Below are 22,833 nucleotides of genomic sequence, written 5' to 3' on the forward strand. Positions count from 1 at the left end.
TCGGTCGAAGCTTCTCATCCTTCTCCCCGAAGTTTTGGGTCATTCAGGAGAGGGTATTTAACAAAGGAGATTATACAAGGATGGTGGTGGGAGAAGGATTATTCGGCGCGTTGCGCCTCACCCTTCGGGACGCGCTTGCGCGCGTTGTCTCGCTGCGCTCGACCCGAACCTTCGGTCGAAGCTTCTCATCCTTCTCCCCGAAGTTTCGGGTCATTCAGGAGAGGGTATTTAACAAAGGAGATTATACAAGGATGGTGGTGGGAGAAGGATTCGAACCTTCGAAGTCTGTGACGGCAGATTTACAGTCTGCTCCCTTTGGCCGCTCGGGAATCCCACCTGGGAAATGCTGATAATGACCGGTAAGGCGAAGATACGATTCAGATGGTGGTGGGAGAAGGATTCGAACCTTCGAAGTCTGTGACGGCAGATTTACAGTCTGCTCCCTTTGGCCGCTCGGGAATCCCACCACTGGCCTGAATCATTGTGCCTTAAAGCGGGGCGCATCATACCAAATGCGTTCAGCGTGTAAAGCGCCCAACTGCAAAATGTGAACCGTTTGCCCACTTTTTGCCCGCGGCGCTGCATTCGCATGCAATTCAGCGCCGCCGCTGTTTAAAGAATAATCGTCCGGTTGCCGTAGACAAATACGCGCTGTCCCAGCACTTTATAGAGCGCGCGGCTGAGCACGTTTTTCTCGACGTCGCGTCCGGCGCGCATCATCTCTTCGGCGGTATAGCTGTGATCGACGTTGATCACATCCTGCATAATGATTGGACCTTCATCCAGATTATCGTTCACGTAGTGCGCCGTGGCGCCGATGATCTTCACGCCGCGCTCGTAAGCCTGGTGATAGGGGCGCGCGCCGATAAATGCCGGCAGGAAGGAGTGGTGAATATTGATGATCTGGTTCGGGTAGCGCTGTACGAACGCCGGGGTCAGCACGCGCATATATTTCGCCAGCACCACATAGTCCGGCTGATAGCGATCGATCTCGTCCGCCATGCGATTGTCGTGCTCTTCGCGCGACAGGCCTTCATGGCTCACCAGCACGAACGGAATATCGAAACGCTCTACCAGCGAACGCAGCGTGTCATGGTTGCCGATAACCGCGGCAATCTCCATATCCAGCCCGCCAAAGGCGCTTTTCATCAGCAGATCGCCCAGGCAATGGGCCTCTTTCGTCACCAGAATCACCACGCGGCGACGGCCGGCACTGTGCAGTTCGCGCGTGGAACCCACCGGCAGGGCGCTGTCTAAATCCGCCAGCAGCGTATTATCGTTGAAAATGCCTTCAAGTTCGGTGCGCATAAAAAAGCGCCCGGTGCGATGATCAACGAATTCATTGTTTTGCACGATATTCAGCTCGTGCTTGTAGCAAATATTGGTGATTTTAGCGATGAGACCTTTCGCGTCAGGGCAAATGGTACGTAAAACTTTTCGTTGCATAGGTTGCGCTTGCATCTCGATCAGAGTCCTGTCAAAGCGATGGGGTAAAACCGTTGGGCCGTATGCTGTTCAGCCGCAACATTTCTTGTATTTTTTATCGGCGCCACATGGACAGCGATCGTTGCGCCCCACCTGAGGCGCGATTCCGTCAACATAGTACCAGCGATGATCCTCGCGAAGAAAGCGAGAACGCTCATGAATAGCCCTTATCTGCGAATTTTCGCGGTAACGCGCAAAAAAAGTGACGAAAGCTTCATTCTCATGGCTTCCATGATTACAACAGGTTACATTCAGGCTCAGCCACTCGGTCGCGGCAAAACTTTCAGACAATCGCTGCGCCATCTCAGGAATACGCTGACTGGGATGCCAGCTGGCAATCAGCCACTCGACGTTTTGCCGGGCGTAAGCGGTATAGCGCGAGCGCATTAGCTGCTCCGCGGTTTCGGGTAACGCGTCGCCCGTCAGGTAGGGAGCGCAACATAGGCTATACTGCTTTCCGCTGCAGCAGGGACAGGTTTCGGTCACATTGACTCCTGTTGGCGATAAAAAAATAATGACGCCATATGGTAGCCGACCCGGCGCTGTGAATCTACGCGCAGAGGGCGGCGGCAGAGGGCAAATGAGACAGGTTAAAACGGGACTGGCGTTAGGCTCAGGCGCAGCCAAAGGATGGGCGCACATTGGCGTCATTAACGCGCTGACGAAAGCGGGCGTGCAAATCGACGTGGTGGCGGGGTGTTCCGTCGGCGCGCTGGTTGGCGCGGCCTGGGTGAACGACCGGCTGCCTCAGATGGAAAAGTGGGTCAGCGCGTTTCGCTACTGGGATGTGATCCGTCTGATGGATCTCTCCTGGCAGCGCGGCGGTTTGCTGCGCGGCGAGCGGGTATTTAACCATGTCCGTCAGCTGATCCCGCAGGATGCGCTGGAGCGCTGCGGCAAGCCTTTTGGCGTGGTGGCAACCAATTTAAGTACCGGCCGGGAGCTGTGGCTCACCGAGGGCGATCTGCATCAGGCTGTGCGCGCGTCCTGTAGTATGCCAGGCTTATTGCCGCCGGTCGGCTACAATGGTTACTGGCTGGTGGATGGGGCGGTAGTGAACCCCGTACCCGTTTCGCTTACGCGGGCGCTGGGGGCGGATATCGTGATCGCCGTCGATCTGCAGCATGATGCCCATCTGATGCAGCAGGATCTTCTGTCCGTCACGCCGCAAAACGGCGACGAGGCGGTGTCGGCCGCCACGTTAAGCTGGGCCACAAAAATACGACAGCGGCTGGTGGGATTGACCCACCGTCGCGCAACGCAAACGCCGGGTGCGATGGAGATTATGTCGACATCCATCCAGGTGCTGGAAAATCGCCTGAAGCGCAACCGTATGGCAGGCGATCCGCCCGATGTGCTGATCCAGCCGTTTTGTCCGCAGATTTCTACGCTGGACTTTCATCGCGCTGAAGAGGCTATCGAGGCAGGCAAGGCCGCCGTTGAGAAAAAAATGGATGAACTATTACCGCTGGTGCGTAACAGATAATCAGGTTGTTCATTCACAGGTGTTACTTCGGCTTATTCTGAAAGGCGCAACTGCGTTTTATGAACCACTATTGATTGATCTGGTACGCAGGGGGAAAGAATGGAGAAACCACTAATCGGCAAAAAGATACTCATTGTCGAAGATGAGGTCGTTTTCCGTTCTATGGTAAACAACTTCTTGCTGGCGCTCGGCGCCAGCACGTTTGAAGCCGGCGACGGCATTGATGGAATCGGTCAGCTGCAGCAGCAGGATGTCGATCTGGTGATCTGCGATCTGGAGATGCCGCGCATGAACGGCATCCAGTTTGTCGAGCATATTCGCACGCGCGGCAACAGCGTGCCGATTCTGATTATCTCAGCAACGGAAAATATGGCGGATATCGCGCATGTGCTGCGTCTCGGCGTGCAGGACGTGCTGCTTAAGCCTTTGAAAAATTTTGAACGTTTCCGCGAAGCGGTCTATGAATGCCTCTATCCCTCGATGTTCACCTCCAAGGTGGAAGAGGATGAGCAGCTCTTTCAGGACTGGGATGCGCTGGTGCGCGATCCCGCCGCCGCGGCAAAACTGCTGAAGCAGCTTCAGCCGCCGGTGCAGCAAACCGTGGCGAACTGTCGCATTAACTATCGCCAGCTCACCATGGCCGAACAGCCGGGGCTGGTGCTGGATATCGCGGCGCTCTCCGATAAAGATCTCGCCTTTTATTGCCTTGACGTCACGCGCGCCGGGGATAACGGCGTGCTGGCCGCGCTGTTGCTGCGCGCGCTGTTCAACGGTCTGTTGCAGGAGCAGCTTTCCGGGCAAAAACAGCGTCTGCCGGAACTCAACGGCCTGCTGCGCCAGGTGAATCTGCTGCTGCGTCAGGCCAATCTGAGCGGCCAGTTTCCGCTGCTGGTCGGCTATTACCATCGCACGCATCAAAACCTTATCCTGGTCTCTGCGGGGTTAAACGCCACGCTTCACGTTCACGCCCATCAAATTCAACTCAGTAATGGCGTTCCCCTTGGCACTATGGGAAGCACCCATCTTAACCAAATCAGCCAGCGCGCTGACAGCTGGCAGTGCCACGTCTGGGGCGCTGGCGGCAGGATCCGTCTGATGTTAGCGGCTGAAGAATAAGCGGAAAAATTTAATTTCTTCAGGCGCTGAAGACAGGTCCAGAGGTTAGCTTTACACTTGGGTAATAGTCTTAAATTCTGCGGATTGACTCCTTCCAGGATAAATCCGTTCGATGGTAACTGATATACTCATTTCCGAATTTCAACCGACATATCAAGTATTAACTTGAACGGCCTATAAGAGAGGTATCTTGATGTCTGCCTATAAGTCCAAAGTAAAAAAAGCGGTAATCCCAGTAGCAGGTTTGGGCACGCGTATGCTGCCCGCCACTAAAGCGATTCCGAAAGAGATGTTACCGCTGGTTGATAAGCCGTTAATTCAGTATGTCGTTAACGAGTGCATCGCAGCAGGAATTAACGAAATTGTGCTGGTTACGCACTCTTCTAAAAACTCCATTGAAAACCACTTCGATACCAGTTTCGAGCTGGAAGCGATGCTGGAAAAACGCGTGAAGCGTCAGCTGCTGGATGAAATCCAGTCTATCTGTCCGCCGCACGTCACCATCATGCAGGTGCGTCAGGGCATCGCGAAAGGTCTGGGCCATGCCGTTATGTGCGCGCATCCGCTGATTGGCGACGAGCCAGTTGCGGTGATCCTGCCGGACGTGATCATCGACGAATATGAATCTAACCCGACCAAAGACAACCTGGCGGAAATGCTGAGCCGTTTCGACGAGTCAGGCCGCAGCCAGATCATGGTTGAGCCGGTCGCGGACGTGACCGCCTACGGCGTGGTCGACTGCCAGGGCGCAGAGCTGCAGCCGGGCGACAGCGCGCCGATGGTGGGCGTGGTTGAGAAGCCGAAAGCCACTGAAGCGCCGTCCAACCTCGCGGTTGTGGGACGCTACGTGCTCTCTGCGGACATCTGGCCGCTGCTGGCAAAAACTCCTCCGGGCGCAGGCGGCGAAGTTCAGCTGACCGACTCAATCGCCATGCTGATGGAGAAAGAGACGGTAGAAGCTTACCACCTGAAAGGTGTAAGCCATGACTGCGGTAACAAACTCGGTTATATGCAGGCATTTGTTGAGTACGGTGTTCGCCATCCGGTGCTGGGCAAAGATTTTTCTCAGTGGCTCGATAGCGCAGTTGGCAATAAAAAGTAATTCATAAACACAGGATAACTCAATGAAAGTCACTGTATTTGGTATCGGCTATGTCGGTCTGGTTCAGGCTGCGGTGTTGGCCGAAGTCGGACATGACGTTCTCTGCATTGATGTCGACGCAAAAAAAGTCGAAAACCTGAAAAAAGGCATCATCCCCATTTTCGAACCCGGCCTGACGCCGCTGGTGATGTCGAACTATGAGGCGGGTCGTCTCAAGTTCAGCACCGATGCGGAAGAGGGCGTAAATCACGGCGTTATGCAGTTTATCGCCGTGGGTACGCCGCCGGATGAGGACGGTTCGGCTGACCTTAAATATGTGACCGCCGTTGCTCGTACCATTGCGCAGCACATGCAGGATCACAAGGTGGTGCTCGATAAATCCACGGTTCCGGTAGGAACGGCGGATAAAGTGCGTCGCGTGATGGAAGAGACCCTGCGCGATCGCGGCGTCGAGCTGACCTTTGACGTGGTATCCAACCCGGAATTCCTGAAGGAAGGCGCCGCCGTTAACGACTGCATGCGTCCTGAGCGCATCGTGGTGGGTACCGACAACGACGAAGTCGAAGAGCTGTTGCGTGAGCTGTATGAGCCATTCAACCGCAACCACGATCGTATGATCGTGATGGATATCCGCAGCGCGGAGCTGACCAAGTACGCGGCAAACTGCATGCTGGCGACCAAAATCAGCTTCATGAATGAGATTTCCAACCTCGCCGAGCGCCTGGGTGCGGACGTCGAGAAAGTGCGTCAGGGCATTGGCTCCGACTCACGTATCGGCTACCACTTTATCTATCCGGGCTGCGGCTACGGCGGCTCCTGCTTCCCGAAAGACGTGCAGGCGCTGATCCGTACCGCCGAGTCGATTGGCTATAAACCGCGCCTGCTGCAGGCGGTGGAAGACGTCAACGACAGCCAGAAAACCAAGCTGCCCGCCTTTATCAAGCGCCATTTCGGCGACGATCTGAGCGGGAAAACCTTCGCCCTGTGGGGCCTGTCGTTCAAGCCGAACACCGACGATATGCGTGAAGCCTCCAGCCGTGTCCTGATGGAAACGCTGTGGGAAGCAGGCGCAAGCGTTCAGGCGTTCGACCCGGAAGCGATGGACGAAGCGCAGCGCATCTATGGCCACCGCAGCGATCTGAAGCTGATGGGCACCAAAGAAGCGGCGCTGCAGGGCGCGGATGGCCTGGTGATCTGTACGGAGTGGCAAAACTTCCGTGCGCCGGACTTCGACGTGATTAAAAATTCCCTGAAACAACCCGTGATTTTTGATGGGCGCAACCTGTATGATCCAGAGCGTATCAGCAAGCGCGGTTTCGTTTATTATGCAATCGGCCGCGGAGCGTCTATTCAAATTGCGTAATTAACGAGGGAATTATGAACATTCTGGTAACCGGTGCCGCAGGCTTTATTGGATTTCACGTCACTCAACGCCTGTTGGCCGCCGGTCACCAGATTGTCGGCATCGATAATCTGAATGACTATTATGATGTCAGCCTGAAACAATCCCGTCTGGATTTAATCGCGCAGCACCCTGGCTTCACCTTTATTAAAATGGAGCTGGCGGATCGCGCCGCCATTGCTTCGCTTTTCGACAAATACGCTTTTCAACGCGTCATTCATCTGGGCGCGCAGGCTGGCGTACGCTATTCCATCGACAACCCGCACGCGTATGCAGACGCAAACCTTATCGGTCATTTAAATATTCTCGAAGGGTGTCGACACCATAAAATCGAACATCTGCTCTACGCTTCCTCCAGCTCAGTTTACGGCCTGAACCGCAAGATGCCGTTTTCTACCGACGACAGCGTTGATCATCCGGTATCGCTCTATGCGGCGACCAAAAAAGCCAATGAGCTGATGTCGCACACCTATTCTCATCTTTATCAGCTGCCGACCACCGGGCTGCGCTTTTTTACCGTTTACGGCCCCTGGGGACGTCCGGATATGGCGCTGTTTAAATTTACCCGTGCGATGATCGCCGGTGAAGCCATCGACGTCTATAACCGCGGCGAAATGAAGCGCGACTTTACCTATATTGATGATATCGCCGAGGCGATTGTTCGTTTGCAGGATGTTATTCCACAAAAAGATGAAAACTGGACGGTTGAAACCGGCTCGCCGGCTACCAGTTCTGCGCCTTATCGCGTATATAACATCGGCAACAGTCAGCCGCTGAGCCTGATAAAATATATCGAGGCCATTGAAAAAGCGCTCGGCGTCACCGCCCGCAAGAATTTGTTGCCGATGCAGCCTGGCGACGTGCTGGAAACCAGCGCGGATACCGCAGCGTTATATCAGGCGATTGGTTTTAAACCGCACACCAGCGTCGACGAGGGCGTGAAACGCTTCGTTGACTGGTATCGCGAGTTTTATAAGGTCTGATAAAAGAGAGCCTGGGCTCCCTTTCTTCGATGATATGCGGGCCACATAACGCATGTGGCCCAAATGAGAGAAGCCTACCCGTTATTACAGTAAAAAGTCGTCCAGCTGTTTGCCTTCTTCTTCCATTGCTTTTTTGATGACGGCTGGCGTACGGCCCTGACCGGTCCAGGTGCGGGTATCGCCATTCTCATCGACATACTGATATTTAGCTGGACGCGCTGCGCGTTTTGTTTTACCCGGTGCTTTGGTTTCAGTAATTGCGCTTAACAGCTCATTGGGATCGATTCCATCCGCCAGCAGCATTTCTCTGTATTGCTCAAGCTTACGCGTGCGTTCTTCGCTTTCTGCTTTAGCATGCGTCTCTTCTTCGCGGCGTTCATTAACCACGACCTCGAGCTTTTCCAGCATTTCTTCCAGCGTTTCCAGTGAACACTCTCGAGCCTGTGCGCGTAATGTACGGATATTATTAAGAATTTTTAGTGCTTCGCTCATTGTCCTGATCTCTGAATATATTAATGAAGAGGTGTTCTGCCAGCTAATAATAGTGGCGGCTAAAAATTACTGCAATAGTAAAATAAAGACAACGTGAAAGATTGATAATTAAACTTCGCGTCGTGCTTTAATCAAAACAAACGATAATGTGGTTGATATTCACGCCTCAGCACTTTATGAAGAATCCGAAACGTTAAAATCAGGTCAGCGAGCAATGCCAGCAGGCAGAAGGATGAGCCGTGTGCGGCGCTGAACATTTTTACAATACTTCCTGCCGCTAATGTTTAAACAGCGGCAAACAGACGAAGCGGTTTTTTTTATCCCTCGCTGGCGAAGTTGTAAACAGCCTGTAGACGATAAACGCCGCCATAATTTGGCTTTAACTGTGATAGAATTCCGCGCATTCGGTTTGCAATGCTTTGAGAAATCACGCTAATGGCTCAGCTCTATTTTTATTATTCCGCAATGAATGCAGGGAAATCCACCGCGTTATTACAGTCTTCTTACAATTATCAGGAACGCGGCATGAGAACCCTGGTCTACACTGCGGAGATCGACGATCGTTTCGGCGCGGGTAAGGTCAGCTCGCGCATTGGCCTCTCTTCGCCGGCGGCGCTGTTCAACGCGCAGACGCGACTGGATGAGGAGATCGCGAGCGAGCACGCCCGCGAGCCGGTTCACTGCGTGCTGGTCGACGAGTGTCAGTTTTTGACGCGCGACCAGGTCAAGGCGCTTTCTGACGTGGTGGATAATCTCGATATTCCCGTGCTCTGCTACGGACTGCGCACCGACTTTCGCGGCGAGCTGTTCGTCGGCAGCCAGTATCTGCTCGCCTGGGCCGACAAGCTGGTGGAGTTAAAAACCGTTTGTCACTGCGGGCGTAAAGCGGGCATGGTGCTGCGACTCGACGCACAGGGTCGCCCCTTCAGCGAAGGGGAACAGGTGGTGATTGGCGGCAATGAGCGCTACATTTCGGTGTGCCGCAAGCACTATAAGCAGGCGATCGAGCAGGGCTCGCTGGCGGCGATATACGGCCAGCAGCAACCCCTCTGACGCCGCCAGCCTAAGCGCATAAAAAAACCCGCCGTGGCGGGTTTTTTCTTAAGCGCGAGGTATCAGGCTTTTTTCGCTTTTTTCACCTCTTTTACCGGCTGCGCCGCAAGCGCCTGGGCGGTATCGGCGAAAGGTTCGGCATATTCGCGGCCGTAGAAGGTGTCGAGCATAATCTGTTTCAGCTCGGCGATCAGCGGGTAGCGCGGGTTGGCGCCGGTGCACTGGTCGTCGAAGGCATCCTCAGCCAGCTTATCGACTTTCGCCAGGAAGTCCGCTTCCTGCACCCCAGCCTCGCGGATGGAGGTGGGGATGCCCAGTTGCGTTTTCATCTCATCCAGCCACGCCAGCAGCTTCTCGATTTTCTGCGCGGTGCGGTCGCCAGGCGCCGACAGGCCCAGGTGATCTGCCACTTCCGCGTAGCGACGACGCGCCTGCGGGCGGTCATACTGGCTGAAGGCGGTCTGTTTGGTCGGGTTATCGTTGGCGTTGTAGCGGATAACGTTGCCAATCAGCAGGGCGTTCGCCAGACCGTGCGGGATATGGAACTCAGAGCCCAGCTTGTGCGCCATAGAGTGACACACCCCAAGGAAGGCGTTGGCGAAGGCGATACCGGCAATGGTCGCCGCATTGTGCACGCGTTCGCGCGCCACCGGATTTTTCGCGCCGTCGCGATAGCTGGCCGGCAGGTTCTCTTTCAGCAGCTTCAGCGCCTGCAGCGCCTGGCCGTCGGAATATTCATTAGCCAGCACAGAGACGTAGGCTTCCAGCGCGTGGGTCACTGCATCCAGACCGCCGAAGGCGCAAAGCGAACGCGGCATATCCATCACCAGGTTAGCGTCGACAATCGCCATATCCGGCGTCAGCGCGTAGTCAGCCAGCGGATATTTCTGTCCGGTGGCGTCGTCGGTCACCACCGCGAACGGCGTCACTTCTGAACCGGTGCCTGAGGTGGTAGTGATAGCAATCATGCGCGCCTTCACGCCCATTTTCGGGAATTTATAGATACGTTTGCGAATATCCATAAAGCGCAGCGCCAGCTCTTCAAAGTGGGTTTCCGGATGCTCATACATCACCCACATGATTTTCGCCGCATCCATCGGGGAACCGCCGCCGAGCGCGATGATGACGTCAGGTTTAAAGCTGTTCATCTGCTCAGCGCCTTTGCGCACAATGCTCAGGGTCGGATCCGCTTCAACCTCGAAGAAGACTTCTGTTTCGATGCCGTGGGATTTCAGCACGCGGGTGACCTGGTCGGCATAGCCGTTGTTGAACAGGAAGCGGTCGGTCACGATAAAGGCGCGTTTCGCGCCGTCGCTGGCGACTTCCTCCAGCGCAATCGGCAGCGAGCCGCGGCGGAAGTAGATAGATTTAGGAAGTTTATGCCACAACATGTTTTCTGCTCGCTTGGCCACGGTTTTCTTATTGATAAGGTGTTTGGGTCCCACGTTTTCAGAGATGGAGTTGCCGCCCCATGAACCGCAGCCCAGCGTCAGCGACGGTGCCAGTTTGAAGTTGTACAAATCACCGATACCGCCCTGCGAAGCGGGGGTGTTGATCAGAATACGCGCGGTTTTCATGCGGTCGCCGAAGTAGTTGACGCGTGCCTTCTGGTTATCCTGATCGGTATAGAGACAGGAGGTATGGCCGATACCGCCCATCGCCACCAGTTTCTCCGCTTTCGCCACGGCGTCTTCGAAATCTTTGGCGCGGTACATGGCCAGCGTCGGGGAGAGTTTTTCATGGGCGAAAGGCTCGGATTCATCCACCAGCTTCACTTCGCCAATCAGGATTTTGGTGCTGGGCGGTACGCTAATGCCTGCCATTTCGGCGATTTTGAACGCGGGCTGACCAACAATGGCAGCGTTAAGCGCGCCGTTTTTCAAAATCACGTTCTGCACTGCCTTCAGCTCATCGCCCTGCAGCAGATAGCCGCCGTGGCTGGCGAAGCGTTCGCGCACCGTGTCGTAGATAGAGTCGACCACGATAACAGACTGCTCCGAGGCGCAAATTACGCCATTGTCGAAGGTTTTGGACATCAGAATTGAGGCGACGGCGCGTTTGATATCCGCAGTCTCGTCGATCACCACCGGCGTGTTGCCTGCGCCGACGCCGATGGCCGGTTTACCTGAGCTGTAGGCGGCTTTCACCATGCCGGGTCCGCCGGTCGCGAGGATCAGGTTGATATCGGGGTGATGCATCAGCTGATTCGAGAGTTCAACAGACGGCGCGTCGATCCAGCCGATGATATCTTTTGGCGCGCCAGCGGCGATGGCGGCCTGCAGCACGATGTCCGCCGCTTTATTGGTCGCCTCTTTGGCGCGCGGATGCGGCGAGAAGATAATGCCGTTACGGGTTTTCAGGCTGATTAAGGCTTTGAAAATCGCGGTGGAGGTCGGGTTGGTGGTTGGGACAATACCGCAGATCAGGCCAATCGGCTCGGCGATAGTGATGGTGCCGAAGGTGTCGTCGGTTGCGAGCACGCCGCAGGTTTTTTCATCCTTATAGGCGTTGTAAATATATTCTGAGGCAAAGTGGTTTTTAATAACTTTATCTTCGACGATACCCATGCCGGATTCGGCGACCGCCATTTTGGCGAGAGGGATACGGGCATCGGCAGCGGCGAGGGCGGCAGCGCGGAAGATGGCGTCAACCTGTTCTTGAGTGAAGTTGGCGTATTCACGCTGTGCTTGTTTTACGCGTTCAACCAGTGCGTTAAGTTCAGCGACATTAGTTACGGCCATGGTGCTCTCCTGAAGGAAGTTAAACTCTGTTAGTAAACCTGCCTGGAGCCATGATTATAGTCACGCTGCGCTATTATGTTGGCTTAAGCCAAAAAGCCAGCATTTCTGTTGGTTTACTGAAAGAGTTTCCGCACGTGGGTGAAAACGTTGCCGATCGCTTTCGATGGGAAAAGATTACCTGGAATGAGGTAGGAGAATATTGATTCAGATCAATTTAACCCCAAGCTGACACCATTCAGCAGGGGTTTTTGTGCTGTTCCGCCCGCCAGAGGGGCCTGCCGTCTTTTCGCCTGCTCACGCCGGTCAGCCCGGCGTGGCAGACTCGCTTTAACCGCATAAAGCAGCAGAATTTTCTGTTGCGGCGACTGGTTAACCGACCGATTTTTGCGTAAATTAGGCGCGATTTCTTTTCCCTCATCGGAGCGAACCGTGAACCCTGCTTTGCTTGATCTGTCTGGCTATATCAAATTCTTTGTGGGCCTGTTCGCGCTGGTGAATCCAGTCGGCATCATCCCGGTTTTTATCAGCATGACCAGCTATCAGGCGGTGGCTGAACGCAATAAAACCAATATGACCGCTAACCTTGCGGTCGCCATTATTCTCTGGACCTCGCTGTTTCTCGGCGACGCCATTCTGCATATCTTCGGCATCTCCATTGACTCATTCCGTATTGCAGGCGGCATTCTGGTGGTGACTATCGCTATGTCGATGATTAGCGGCAAGCTGGGCGAGGATAAGCAGAACAAACAGGAGAAATCAGAAACCGCCATCCGGGAGAGTATCGGCGTGGTGCCCCTTGCGCTGCCGCTGATGGCCGGACCCGGCGCCATCAGTTCGACCATTGTCTGGAGCACCCGCTATCACAGCTGGCAAAACCTGCTGGGCTTCAGCGTGGCGATTGCGCTATTCGCCTTTTGCTGCTGGCTGTTGTTTCGCGCCGCGCCGCTGATGGTGCGCGTGCTGGGTCAGACCGGCATCAACGTGATCACCCGTATTATGGGCCTGCTGCTGATGGCGCTGGGCATCGAATTTGTTGTCACCGGCATTAAGGCGCTGTTTCCCGGCCTGGTTAACTAGCGCTTAATTTCCGCCGCAAATGCTCCTCTGCCTTTAAATGGTGCAATTAATCGTTTTATTGCACCTTTTTAAGGCAATTATTCTTAGGTCTTAACAGGCATCAAAAATTATTAAACAAATTACTGCGCTAAACCGCCCCTCGCGTGACCGCTTCCTCCGCTGTGATTATTCTCACATCATAAAATTTCAGCCCAGCGAAAAATATCGCCATAAACTGGCATGAAATCTGCAATTACCTGCTTTTTGTGTTCGCAAAGAAGAAAAAAGCAGAAGGGTTGCGCATAACGCCTGTCAAAAGCGAGATAAAGAGCCAGTTGTGACGGATAAAGCCGTAAAATCGAGCATAAACAGGGTGATAAGCGTTATTTTTGCGCAAAAATTAACGCTACCTTACTTTTAGCAGACGTGATAAAAGAGAATCAGGTAACATTTTTGTTATTTTTACTTTGTCGGCGGGTCAGTCGTTCTGCTAATTTTCGGCGCATTAGTTTTTCATTTGGTCTCAAAGTGAGAACGCTTCTTGCTTATGAGCTAAAGGGCTTATGAAGAAGGGTTAACTTTTTAGATGAAATGGAAGATGACGCCGCTGTCGCTCAGCGTAATGATCCTGACCGGCGCGGCGACCGCCGCGACCGTACCGCCTGGCACTGAACTCGCCGCTACGCAACATATCGTGATTAATAACGGCACCGAAGTCTCCTCCCTCGATCCGCAAAAGATTGAAGGGGTGCCGGAGTCGCGCATTATTTCTAACCTGCTGGAAGGGCTGGTTACCACTGACAACCACGGCGCGATCGTGCCGGGCGTGGCGCAGAGCTGGCAAAACGAGGGCGGCAAGGTCTGGACCTTCACTCTGCGCGACAACGCGAAATGGAGCGACGGCACGCCGGTCACCGCGCACGATTTTGTCTACAGCTGGCGACGTCTCGCCGATCCCAAAACCGCTTCGCCCTATGCCAGCTATCTTCAGGCGGCGCATCTCAGCAATGTGGATGCTATCCTGGCCGGCAAAGCCGCGCCTGACCGCCTCGGTATTCAGGCGCTTGACGATCGTCATCTGCAGGTGACGCTGAGCGAGCCGGTGCCATACTTTGTCTCGATGCTGGCCAACGCCGCGCTCTCGCCGGTCAAGGCGGCGACGGTAGAGAAGTGGGGTGACGGCTGGACGCGTCCCGAGCATTTTGTCGGCAACGGCGCCTATCTGCTCAGCGACTGGGTGATTAACGAGAAGATTGTGCTGAAGCGCAATCCCGTCTACTGGGACAACGCTCACACGGTGATTGAGCAGGGCACCTTTTTGCCGATCGAGTCGGACCATAACGACGTGAACCGCTACCGCAGCGGCAACACCGATATGACCAACAGCGTGGTGCCGCCCGAGCTGTTCCACAAGCTGCAGAGCGAACTGGGCGATGAGGTGAAAGTCAGCCCGCTGCTCTGTACTTTTTACTATGAAATCAACAATAAAAAGCCGCCGTTCAACGATGCACGCGTACGCACCGCCATCAAGCTGACGCTGGACCGCGACATTATCACGCAGAAAATTATGGGGCAGGGCCAAATCCCCGCCTACAGCCTGACGCCGCCTTCGACGGCGGGCATCTCACTGACGCCGCCGGCCTGGTTCCGCTGGAGCCAGACGGAGCGCAACGCGGCCGCAAAAAAATTGCTGGCCGAGGCGGGCTACGACGCGCAGCATCCGCTGCGTTTTACGCTGCTCTACAACACCTCAGATCAAAACAAGAAGCAGGCGATTGCCGCCGGCTCGATGTGGCAAAAGAATCTTGGCGCGCAGGTCAGCCTGCAAAATCAGGAGTGGAAAACCCTGCTGGAGACGCGGCATCAGGCGCAGTACGACGTGGTGCGTGCCACCTGGTGCGCTGACTACAACGAGCCGTCGACGTTCCTGAATATGCTGATCGGCAACGCCTCTATCAACACCGCGTTTTACCACAGCGACAACTACGACCGCCTGCTGGCGCAGACCCTGTCTGCCAGCAGCGAGGCGGCGCGCGCCGCACTCTATCAACAGGCTGAAGCACAGCTCGACAACGACTCGGCGATTGTGCCAGTTTATTACCGCGTCAGCGTGCGGCTGGTGAAACCCTGGACAGGCGGTTTTACCGGTAAAGACCCGCTCGATATGACCGATCTGAAGTATTACTTCATTAAAAAGCACTGACGCTGACCCGACAACATAAGTCAGGCAGCAGGCAGTGCTGACGCCTTTCGGGGCAGACAGCTATCCTCAGCCAAAATGAGGAACCCGCTAACGGGGGACGCCGGGACGGCTTGCCGTGTCGGTGAAGATAAAAAACTGGAGTGTAATAATGAACCACATCACGAAAAAAAGCCTGATTGCTGCAGGCGTTCTGGCAGCAATGGGCGCACTGGCAGGGAATGCGCTGGCGGCAACGGTTCCGGCAGGAGTTGAACTGGCGGCGAAACAGGAGCTGGTGCGCGGCAACGGCGATGAAGTCCAGTCGCTGGATCCGCATAAAATCGAGGGCGTGCCGGAAGATAACGTGACGCGCGATCTCTATGAAGGGCTGCTGGTCAGCGACAGCGACGGCCATCCGGTGGCAGGCGTGGCGGAGAAGTGGGAAAACAAAGACTTTAAAGTCTGGACCTTCCATCTGCGCAGCAACGCCAAATGGTCGAACGGCGAGCCGGTAACCGCGCAGGACTTCGTCTACAGCTGGCAGCGTCTGGCCGATCCGAAGACCGCCTCACCGTACGCCAGCTATCTGCAGTATGGCCATATTGAAAACGTCGACGACATTATCGCCGGCAAAAAACCGACCTCGGATCTGGGCGTCAAAGCGGTGGATGACCACACCCTGCAGGTGACCCTGAGCGAGCCGGTTCCCTATTTCTACAAGCTGCTGATCAACTCCGTGATGTCTCCGGTCTATAAGCCGGCGATTGAAAAATTCGGCGATCAGTGGACGCAGGCGCAGAACTGGGTCGGCAACGGCGCCTTTAAGCTGGAAGCGCACGTTATCAACGAACGTATTACCCTGGTGCGCAACCCGCAGTACTGGGACAACGAACACACCGTGCTGAACAAGGTGACCTTCCTGCCGATCAACTCCGAAGTGAGCGACGTTAACCGCTACTTCTCGGAAAACGGCAGCGACATGACCTACAACAACATGCCGATCGAGCTGTTCAAAAAGCTGCAGCGCGAAAATGGCAAAGAGCTGCATGTCGATCCCTACCTCTGCACCTACTACTACGAAATCAACAACCAGAAAGCGCCGTTTACCGATCCGCGCGTGCGCGCCGCGCTCAAGCTGGGCCTGGACCGCGACATCATCGTGAACAAAGTACTGGCGCAGGGCCAGCTGCCGGCCTACAGCTACACGCCGCCGGCCACCGACGGCATGGATATTCTGCCGCCGGACTGGTTCAAATGGTCGCAGGACAAACGTAACGAAGAGGCGAAGAAACTGCTGGCGGAAGCGGGCTACACCGCCGACAAGCCGCTGACCTTTAACCTGCTCTACAACACCTCCGATCTGCATAAAAAGCTGGCGATCGCCGCGTCCTCGATCTGGAAGAAAAATATCGGCGTCAACATCAAGCTGGAGAACCAGGAGTGGAAAACCTTCCTGGATACGCGTCATCAGGGCAACTTCGACGTGGCGCGCGCCGCCTGGTGCGCCGACTACAACGAGCCAACGTCGTTCCTGAACACCATGCTCTCCGACAGCAGCAACAACACGTCGCACTATAAGAGCGCCGAGTTCGACAAAGTGATCCACGATGCGATCAAGGCGGCAGACGACAAGGCGCGCGCGGCGGATTATGCCAAAGCAGAGCAGATTATGGATAAGGACAGCACCATCGTGCCGGTTTACTACTACGTGAACGCGCGCCTGGTGAAACCTTATGTCGGCGGCTACACCGGTAAAGATCCGCTGGATAAAACGCTCGATAAGAACTTCTATATTATCAAACACTAATAGCAAACAGGCTATCGGCAAAGGCGGCGCACGACGCGTCGCCTTTATGTACTTTGTACGCTTTGTGAAGCAATAAGCCTGGTAGGTACGGCAATGTTAAAATTTATCCTGCGTCGACTGCTCGAAGCGATCCCCACGCTCTTCGTGCTCATCACCATCTCCTTCTTTATGATGCGCCTCGCGCCCGGCAGCCCCTTTACCGGCGAACGCACGCTGGCGCCGGAAGTGATGGCGAACATTGAAGCGAAATACCATCTGAACGATCCCATCGGCAAGCAGTATCTGGATTACCTGATCCAGCTGGCGCACGGCGATTTCGGCCCCTCGTTTAAATATAAAGACTACACGGTGAACTACCTGGTCTCTCACGCCTTTCCAGTCTCCGCTAAACTGGGCCTCGCCGCCTTTGTGCTGGCGGTGATCCTCGGCGTCACGGCGGGCGTCATCGCGGCGCTGAAGCAGAACAGCCTGTGGGATTACGCGGTGATGGGGGTCGCCATGACCGGCGTGGTGATACCCAGCTTTGTGGTGGCGCCGCTGCTGGTGCTGCTGTTCGCCATCACCCTGAAATGGCTGCCCGGCGGCGGCTGGAACGGCGGCCAGCTGCGCTATATGGTGCTGCCGATGGTGGCGCTCTCGCTCGCCTATATCGCCAGCATCGCGCGTATTACCCGCGGCTCGATGATCGAGGTGATGCACTCCAACTTTATCCGCACCGCGCGCGCCAAAGGGCTGCCGCTGCGCCGCATCGTGCTGCGCCATGCGCTTAAGCCTGCGCTGCTGCCGGTGCTCTCTTACCTCGGTCCCGCCTTTGTCGGCATCATTACCGGATCGATGGTGATTGAGTCGATTTACGGCCTGCCGGGCATCGGCCAGCTGTTCGTCAACGGCGCGCTGAACCGCGACTATTCGCTGGTGATGAGCCTGACCATTCTGGTTGGGGTGCTGACCATTATTTTCAACGCGATCGTTGACGTGCTCTACGCCGTCATCGATCCGAAGATCCGTTACTAACGCTGGAGCTGGCGATGATGTTGAGTAAGAAAAACAGCGAAGCGCTTGACGCCTTCAGCGAAAAGCTGGAGGTAGAAGGACGCAGCCTGTGGCAGGATGCGCGACGCCGTTTTATCCATAACCGCGCCGCGTTGATCAGCCTGCTGGTGTTGGTGCTGATTACGCTATTTGTGATTTTTGCCCCGATGTTCGCGCAGTTTAGCTATGACGATACCGACTGGGGCATGATGTCCGCCGCGCCGGACACCACCTCAGGCCACTGGTTCGGCACCGACTCGTCGGGGCGCGATCTGCTGGTGCGCGTCGCCATCGGCGGGCGTATTTCCCTGATGGTCGGCATCGCCTCGGCGCTGATCGCGGTGCTGGTCGGCACGCTGTACGGCTCGCTCGCTGGTTATCTCGGCGGCAAAACCGACTCGGTGATGATGCGTATTCTGGAGATCCTGAACTCCTTCCCGTTTATGTTCTTCGTGATCCTGCTGGTGACCTTTTTCGGCCGTAATATTCTGCTGATCTTCGCCGCCATCGGCATGGTGTCATGGCTCGACATGGCGCGTATCGTGCGCGGCCAGACGCTGGGCCTGAAGCGCAAAGAGTTTATCGAAGCGGCGCACGTCGGCGGCGTCTCCACCGCCAGCATTGTGCTGCGCCATATCGTGCCGAACGTGCTGGGCGTGGTAGTGGTGTACGCCTCGCTGCTGGTGCCGAGCATGATCCTGTTCGAATCCTTTTTGAGCTTCCTCGGCCTCGGCACCCAGGAGCCGCTCAGCAGCTGGGGCGCGCTGCTGAGCGACGGCGCCAACTCGATGGAAGTGTCGCCGTGGCTGCTGCTGTTTCCGGCCGGTTTTCTGGTGGTGACGCTGTTCTGTTTCAACTTTATCGGCGATGGCCTGCGTGACGCCCTCGATCCGAAAGATCGCTAAGGAGTTTCCCGATGACTATTCATGAATTTCAGCCAGCAATGGCTGCCCGCGCGGGAAGCGACCTGTTACTGGAAGTAAAGGACCTGCGCGTCACCTTCCAGACCCATGACGGCGACGTCACGGCGGTCAATGACCTGAACTTTTCGCTGCGCGCCGGCGAAACCCTGGGCATCGTCGGCGAATCGGGTTCCGGCAAGTCGCAGACGGCGTTCGCCCTGATGGGCCTGCTGGCGAAAAACGGCCGCATCGGCGGCACGGCGCTGTTTAACGGCAAAGAGATCCTCAACCTGCCGGAAAAAGCGCTCAACAGGCTGCGCGCCGAGCAGATTGCGATGATCTTTCAGGATCCGATGACCTCGCTCAATCCCTATATGCGCGTCGGCGACCAGCTGATGGAAGTGCTGAAGCTGCACAAGGGGATGAGCGGCGCGCAGGCGTTCGAAGAGTCGGTGCGCATGCTCGACGCGGTAAAAATGCCGGAAGCGCGCAAGCGTATGAAAATGTTCCCGCACGAGTTTTCCGGCGGGATGCGTCAGCGCGTGATGATCGCCATGGCGCTGCTCTGCCGGCCGAAGCTGCTGATTGCCGATGAGCCGACCACGGCGCTCGACGTTACCGTGCAGGCGCAGATCATGACGCTACTCAACGAACTGAAGCGTGAGTTCAACACCGCGATTATTATGATCACCCACGATCTCGGCGTGGTGGCGGGCATCTGCGACAAGGTGCTGGTGATGTACGCCGGGCGCACCATGGAGTATGGCCGTGCGCGCGACGTCTTCTATCAGCCGGCGCACCCTTATTCCATCGGCCTGCTGAGCGCGGTGCCGCGCCTGGACGCCGAAGGAGAGAGCCTGACCACCATTCCCGGCAACCCGCCGAACCTGCTGCGCCTGCCGCAGGGCTGTCCGTTCCAGCCGCGCTGTCCGCACGCGATGGAGATCTGCACCCAGTCGCCGCCGCTGCTGCCGTTCGGCGAAGGGCGCCTGCGCGCCTGCTTCAAGCCGGTGGAGGAGTTAGTATGAGTACCGTCGCTGAGAAAAAAGTGCTGCTGGAAATCGCCGATCTCAAGGTGCATTTCGACATTAAAGATGGCCGTCAGTGGTTCTGGCAGCCGCCGAAATCGCTGAAAGCGGTGGATGGCGTCAGCCTGCGCCTCTACGAAGGCGAAACCTTAGGCGTGGTCGGCGAGTCCGGCTGCGGCAAATCGACGCTGGCGCGCGCTATCATCGGCCTGGTGAAAGCCACCGACGGCCGCGTCGCCTGGCTGGGCCGCGATCTGCTGGGCCAGAGCGAAGAGGAGTGGCGCAAGGCGCGCAGCGATATCCAGATGATCTTTCAGGATCCGCTGGCGTCGCTCAACCCGCGCATGACCATCGGCGATATCATCGCCGAGCCGCTGCGCACCTATCATCCGAAGATGCCGCGTCAGGAAGTGAAAGATCGCGTTAAAAATATGATGATGAAGGTCGGGCTGCTGCCGAACCTGATCAACCGCTATCCACACGAGTTCTCCGGCGGCCAGTGTCAACGTATCGGCATTGCGCGCGCGCTTATCCTCGAGCCGAAGCTGATTATCTGCGACGAGCCGGTTTCGGCGCTCGACGTCTCGATTCAGGCGCAGGTGGTGAATCTGCTGCAGCAGCTGCAGCGTGAGATGGGGCTGTCGCTGATTTTTATCGCCCACGATCTGGCGGTGGTGAAGCATATCTCCGACCGCGTGCTGGTGATGTACCTCGGCCATGCGGTGGAGCTGGGCACCTATGACGCGGTCTATAACAATCCACAGCACCCTTACACCCGCGCGCTGATGTCAGCGGTGCCGATCCCCGATCCCGATCTGGAGAAGAACAAGCAGATCCAGCTGCTGGAAGGGGAGCTACCGTCGCCGATCAATCCGCCGTCAGGCTGCGTGTTCCGCACCCGCTGTCCGATCGCCGGGCCGGAGTGCGCCAAAACCCGGCCGCTGCTGGAAGGGAGCTTCCGTCATGCGGTCTCCTGTTTGAAGGTGGATCCGCTGTAAATAAAAACGCCGGGCAGTTGCCCGGCGTTTCTTTTATGCGTATGGCTTACTCGCGCCAGAGAATATGGCACAGCTTGTGGTCTTTCTCACGGCACAGCAGCACGCGCGCGAAGACGTCGGTAATCGGTTCGCCGTCTGCCTCGCCCAGACCAATCACCACTTCAGAGAAGAAGTCGGGATTGAGATCGAAGTCGACATGCTCTTTCCAGTCTTCCGACGGATCGAACAGCTCGGCGCCGCCGCGCTCCTCAAACTGCAGGTTGAAAAGAATGATATCCGCCGGATCGAGGTTATCGCCTGCCAGCTCCAGAAAAATATCGTAAGCCTGCTCCAGCGTTTCATCTTCAGTAAGGCGATTATTTAAATCCATCATCAGTCCCGTCTGCCCTCAGGCGCGTTGCAATTTCCGCTCGTTTTACAGTAAAGGGCTAAAGAAGTAAAACAGTCGTTCAACGATGCGCTGCCACCAGGCACGTTTTGTCCAGCGTTTCGCGTCCAGCAAGCGCGAGCGCGCGATATAGTCATCCTGCACGCAGGCGAGGTCGCTGCCGAAGCCGGCGTCGTCCACCACCAGCGTGATCTCGAAATTGAGCCACAGGCTGCGCATATCGAGATTGACGGTGCCGACCAGGCTTAGCTGCCCGTCCACCAGCACGCTCTTGGTGTGCAGCAAACCATCCTCAAACTGGTAGATCCTGACGCCCGCCTCCAGCAGCTCGCTGAAAAAGGCGCGGCTCGCCCAGCCCACCAGCAGCGAATCGTTGTGACGCGGCACGATAATGCTCACCTCGACGCCGCGCAGCGCCGCCGTGCAGATGGCGTGCAGCAGATCGTCGCTCGGCACGAAGTAGGGCGTGGTCATGATTAGCTGCTCGCGCGCCGAATAGACAGCGGTCAGCAGCGCCTGATGGATCATATCTTCCGGAAAGCCGGGACCGGAGGCGATAACCTGCACCGTGTGGCCGCTTTCGCGTTCAAACGGCATGATATTGCCGTCGGGCGGCGGCGGCAGAATGCGCTTGCCGGTTTCGATCTCCCAGTCGCAGCTGTAGACGATGCCCATGGTGGTGGCGACGGGACCTTCCATACGCGCCATCAGATCGATCCACTGACCGACGCCCGCATCCTGTTTAAAGTAGCGCGGATCCACCAGGTTCATGCTGCCGGTGTAGGCGATATAGTTATCGATCAGCACCACTTTGCGGTGCTGACGCAGATCCATGCGGCGCAAAAACACGCGCAGCAGGCTCACCTGCAGCGCTTCGACCACGTCGATGCCGGCGTTGCGCATCATGCCGACCCAGGGACTGCGGAAAAAAGTGACGCTGCCGGCCGAGTCGAGCATCAGACGGCAGTGCACGCCGCGCCGCGACGCCGCCATTAGCGACTCGGCGACCTCGTCCGCCAGCCCGCCGGGATGCCAGATATAGAACACCATCTCAATATTGTGGCGCGCCAGCTGAATATCGCGGATCAGCGCCTGCATCACGTCGTCCGAACTGGTGAGCAGCTGCAGCTGGTTGCCTTTTACCCCGGCGATGCCCTGGCGGTTCTCACAGAGCTGAAACAGCGAGCGCGCCACGTCGCTGTGTTCGGTGGCGAAGATATGGCTGCGCTGTTTGAGATCGCTCAGCCACTTCGCCGTGGCGGGCCACATGGTGCGCGCGCGCTCCGCGCGGCGCTTGCCCAGATGCAGCTCACCAAAGGAGAGGTAGGCGATGATGCCCACCAGCGGAATGATATAGATGATCAGCAGCCAGGCCATCGCGGAGGTCACCGTGCGTCGCTTCATCAGAATACGCAGCGTGACGCCGGCAATCAGCAGCCAGTAGCCGAACAGCAGCAACCAGCTGATTAACGTATAAAAGGTGGTCATTAAGTGGACATCCCGTTCGCGCTTGGTCAGAGAAGTTTACGTGCTGACAGGCGACAGTGAAACCCCAAATCGCCGCCGGGGTTCGATAAGAA

20 protein-coding genes, 2 tRNA genes and 1 other RNA gene are annotated in these 22,833 nt (G+C 56.4%); 14 read left to right on the top strand and 9 right to left on the bottom strand.

The genetic code is table 11. The annotated features are described in order from the left end of the window. Positions 1–81 precede the first annotated feature (81 nt). The 5 genes from B2J69_RS07760 to B2J69_RS07780 form a co-directional block, all read right to left on the bottom strand. A non-coding RNA gene (locus tag B2J69_RS07760) (RtT sRNA) lies at positions 82–210 on the bottom strand. Positions 211–252: 42 nt separating this feature from the next. Then, positions 253–337 (bottom strand) — tRNA-Tyr (locus B2J69_RS07765). A 45-nt stretch (positions 338–382) separates the two neighbouring features. Next, positions 383–467: transfer RNA gene (locus tag B2J69_RS07770), tRNA-Tyr, on the bottom strand. A 145-nt stretch (positions 468–612) separates the two neighbouring features. Further along, positions 613–1,461: a formyltetrahydrofolate deformylase gene (purU, locus tag B2J69_RS07775; RefSeq protein ID WP_081138008.1), complete on the bottom strand. Its 849-nt coding sequence runs from the start codon at positions 1,459–1,461 to the stop codon at positions 613–615. Positions 1,462–1,515: 54 nt separating this feature from the next. Then, the gene (locus B2J69_RS07780; protein WP_081138010.1) at positions 1,516–1,971 is read right to left on the bottom strand and encodes a YchJ family protein; all 456 of its coding nucleotides are present in this window, start codon (positions 1,969–1,971) and stop codon (positions 1,516–1,518) included. Positions 1,972–2,065: 94 nt separating this feature from the next. Between B2J69_RS07780 and rssA the strand changes: the two genes are divergently transcribed. The 5 genes from rssA to B2J69_RS07805 all read left to right on the top strand — a co-directional run bounded on the left by rssA (position 2,066) and on the right by B2J69_RS07805 (position 7,574). Then, entirely contained in the window at positions 2,066–2,971 is a 906-nt protein-coding gene (rssA, locus tag B2J69_RS07785; protein WP_081138012.1) for a patatin-like phospholipase RssA, read from the top strand. Between the two features lie 99 nt (positions 2,972–3,070). Continuing rightward, on the top strand, positions 3,071–4,087 hold the full coding sequence (gene rssB / locus B2J69_RS07790; RefSeq protein ID WP_081138014.1) for a two-component system response regulator RssB: 1,017 nt from the start codon (positions 3,071–3,073) through the stop codon (positions 4,085–4,087). Between the two features lie 193 nt (positions 4,088–4,280). Continuing rightward, complete coding sequence (gene galU / locus B2J69_RS07795; protein WP_033746712.1) at positions 4,281–5,189, top strand: UTP--glucose-1-phosphate uridylyltransferase GalU; 909 nt, start codon at positions 4,281–4,283, stop codon at positions 5,187–5,189. Between the two features lie 22 nt (positions 5,190–5,211). Beyond that, complete coding sequence (locus B2J69_RS07800) at positions 5,212–6,552, top strand: UDP-glucose dehydrogenase family protein (RefSeq protein ID WP_081138016.1); 1,341 nt, start codon at positions 5,212–5,214, stop codon at positions 6,550–6,552. A 14-nt stretch (positions 6,553–6,566) separates the two neighbouring features. Further along, positions 6,567–7,574 (top strand): NAD-dependent epimerase, encoded by a 1,008-nt coding sequence (locus B2J69_RS07805; protein ID WP_081138018.1) that lies wholly within the window; start codon positions 6,567–6,569, stop codon positions 7,572–7,574. An 84-nt stretch (positions 7,575–7,658) separates the two neighbouring features. Here the strand turns inward: B2J69_RS07805 and hns are convergent, their stop codons facing one another. Continuing rightward, positions 7,659–8,066 (bottom strand): histone-like nucleoid-structuring protein H-NS, encoded by a 408-nt coding sequence (hns, locus tag B2J69_RS07810; RefSeq protein ID WP_081138020.1) that lies wholly within the window; start codon positions 8,064–8,066, stop codon positions 7,659–7,661. Between the two features lie 435 nt (positions 8,067–8,501). Between hns and tdk the strand changes: the two genes are divergently transcribed. Next, positions 8,502–9,119 (top strand): thymidine kinase, encoded by a 618-nt coding sequence (gene tdk / locus B2J69_RS07815; RefSeq protein ID WP_081138022.1) that lies wholly within the window; start codon positions 8,502–8,504, stop codon positions 9,117–9,119. A gap of 62 nt (positions 9,120–9,181) precedes the next feature. Here tdk and adhE read toward each other — a convergent pair whose 3' ends face one another. Further along, on the bottom strand, positions 9,182–11,860 hold the full coding sequence (gene adhE, locus B2J69_RS07820; RefSeq protein ID WP_081138024.1) for a bifunctional acetaldehyde-CoA/alcohol dehydrogenase: 2,679 nt from the start codon (positions 11,858–11,860) through the stop codon (positions 9,182–9,184). A gap of 50 nt (positions 11,861–11,910) precedes the next feature. Between adhE and B2J69_RS24040 the strand changes: the two genes are divergently transcribed. The 8 genes from B2J69_RS24040 (at position 11,911) to oppF (ending at position 20,865) form a co-directional block, all read left to right on the top strand. Beyond that, positions 11,911–12,063, top strand: a complete 153-nt coding sequence (locus tag B2J69_RS24040; protein WP_158083421.1) for a hypothetical protein — start codon at positions 11,911–11,913, stop codon at positions 12,061–12,063. Positions 12,064–12,289: 226 nt separating this feature from the next. After that, positions 12,290–12,937, top strand: coding sequence for a YchE family NAAT transporter (locus B2J69_RS07825; protein WP_081138227.1), 648 nt, complete (start codon positions 12,290–12,292; stop codon positions 12,935–12,937). A 565-nt stretch (positions 12,938–13,502) separates the two neighbouring features. After that, the gene (locus B2J69_RS07830) at positions 13,503–15,119 is read left to right on the top strand and encodes an ABC transporter substrate-binding protein (protein WP_081138027.1); all 1,617 of its coding nucleotides are present in this window, start codon (positions 13,503–13,505) and stop codon (positions 15,117–15,119) included. A 148-nt stretch (positions 15,120–15,267) separates the two neighbouring features. Further along, entirely contained in the window at positions 15,268–16,905 is a 1,638-nt protein-coding gene (gene oppA, locus B2J69_RS07835; protein ID WP_081138030.1) for an oligopeptide ABC transporter substrate-binding protein OppA, read from the top strand. A 93-nt stretch (positions 16,906–16,998) separates the two neighbouring features. Next, positions 16,999–17,919 carry an oligopeptide ABC transporter permease OppB gene (gene oppB, locus B2J69_RS07840; protein ID WP_081138032.1) on the top strand — a complete coding sequence of 307 codons (921 nt, stop codon included), beginning with the start codon at positions 16,999–17,001 and terminating at the stop codon, positions 17,917–17,919. Positions 17,920–17,933: 14 nt separating this feature from the next. Beyond that, entirely contained in the window at positions 17,934–18,842 is a 909-nt protein-coding gene (oppC, locus tag B2J69_RS07845) for an oligopeptide ABC transporter permease OppC (RefSeq protein ID WP_081138035.1), read from the top strand. A gap of 11 nt (positions 18,843–18,853) precedes the next feature. Next, positions 18,854–19,867: an ABC transporter ATP-binding protein gene (oppD, locus tag B2J69_RS07850; RefSeq protein WP_081138040.1), complete on the top strand. Its 1,014-nt coding sequence runs from the start codon at positions 18,854–18,856 to the stop codon at positions 19,865–19,867. Continuing rightward, on the top strand, positions 19,864–20,865 hold the full coding sequence (gene oppF, locus B2J69_RS07855; RefSeq protein ID WP_033746742.1) for a murein tripeptide/oligopeptide ABC transporter ATP binding protein OppF: 1,002 nt from the start codon (positions 19,864–19,866) through the stop codon (positions 20,863–20,865). The genes oppD and oppF overlap by 4 nt, the downstream gene beginning before the upstream one ends. A gap of 46 nt (positions 20,866–20,911) precedes the next feature. Here oppF and B2J69_RS07860 read toward each other — a convergent pair whose 3' ends face one another. Further along, complete coding sequence (locus tag B2J69_RS07860; protein ID WP_201789474.1) at positions 20,912–21,241, bottom strand: HI1450 family dsDNA-mimic protein; 330 nt, start codon at positions 21,239–21,241, stop codon at positions 20,912–20,914. A 39-nt stretch (positions 21,242–21,280) separates the two neighbouring features. Next, positions 21,281–22,741 carry a cardiolipin synthase gene (gene cls / locus B2J69_RS07865; protein WP_081138044.1) on the bottom strand — a complete coding sequence of 487 codons (1,461 nt, stop codon included), beginning with the start codon at positions 22,739–22,741 and terminating at the stop codon, positions 21,281–21,283. Between the last annotated feature and the right edge of the window lie 92 nt (positions 22,742–22,833).

The sequence above is a fragment of the Pantoea latae genome, from assembly GCF_002077695.1.
In the GTDB taxonomy this organism is placed as follows: domain Bacteria; phylum Pseudomonadota; class Gammaproteobacteria; order Enterobacterales; family Enterobacteriaceae; genus Pantoea; species Pantoea latae.

Coding starts and splice junctions, on each gene's coding strand:
- hns (WP_081138020.1), bottom strand. CDS start 8,066: ATGAGCGAAGCACTAAAAATTCTTAATAATATCCGTACATTACGCGCA.
- B2J69_RS07805 (WP_081138018.1), top strand. CDS start 6,567: ATGAACATTCTGGTAACCGGTGCCGCAGGCTTTATTGGATTTCACGTC.
- cls (WP_081138044.1), bottom strand. CDS start 22,741: ATGACCACCTTTTATACGTTAATCAGCTGGTTGCTGCTGTTCGGCTAC.
- oppC (WP_081138035.1), top strand. CDS start 17,934: ATGATGTTGAGTAAGAAAAACAGCGAAGCGCTTGACGCCTTCAGCGAA.
- oppA (WP_081138030.1), top strand. CDS start 15,268: ATGAACCACATCACGAAAAAAAGCCTGATTGCTGCAGGCGTTCTGGCA.
- adhE (WP_081138024.1), bottom strand. CDS start 11,860: ATGGCCGTAACTAATGTCGCTGAACTTAACGCACTGGTTGAACGCGTA.
- oppD (WP_081138040.1), top strand. CDS start 18,854: ATGACTATTCATGAATTTCAGCCAGCAATGGCTGCCCGCGCGGGAAGC.
- rssB (WP_081138014.1), top strand. CDS start 3,071: ATGGAGAAACCACTAATCGGCAAAAAGATACTCATTGTCGAAGATGAG.
- galU (WP_033746712.1), top strand. CDS start 4,281: ATGTCTGCCTATAAGTCCAAAGTAAAAAAAGCGGTAATCCCAGTAGCA.
- tdk (WP_081138022.1), top strand. CDS start 8,502: ATGGCTCAGCTCTATTTTTATTATTCCGCAATGAATGCAGGGAAATCC.
- oppB (WP_081138032.1), top strand. CDS start 16,999: ATGTTAAAATTTATCCTGCGTCGACTGCTCGAAGCGATCCCCACGCTC.
- B2J69_RS24040 (WP_158083421.1), top strand. CDS start 11,911: ATGATTATAGTCACGCTGCGCTATTATGTTGGCTTAAGCCAAAAAGCC.
- purU (WP_081138008.1), bottom strand. CDS start 1,461: ATGCAAGCGCAACCTATGCAACGAAAAGTTTTACGTACCATTTGCCCT.
- B2J69_RS07800 (WP_081138016.1), top strand. CDS start 5,212: ATGAAAGTCACTGTATTTGGTATCGGCTATGTCGGTCTGGTTCAGGCT.
- oppF (WP_033746742.1), top strand. CDS start 19,864: ATGAGTACCGTCGCTGAGAAAAAAGTGCTGCTGGAAATCGCCGATCTC.
- rssA (WP_081138012.1), top strand. CDS start 2,066: ATGAGACAGGTTAAAACGGGACTGGCGTTAGGCTCAGGCGCAGCCAAA.
- B2J69_RS07830 (WP_081138027.1), top strand. CDS start 13,503: ATGAAATGGAAGATGACGCCGCTGTCGCTCAGCGTAATGATCCTGACC.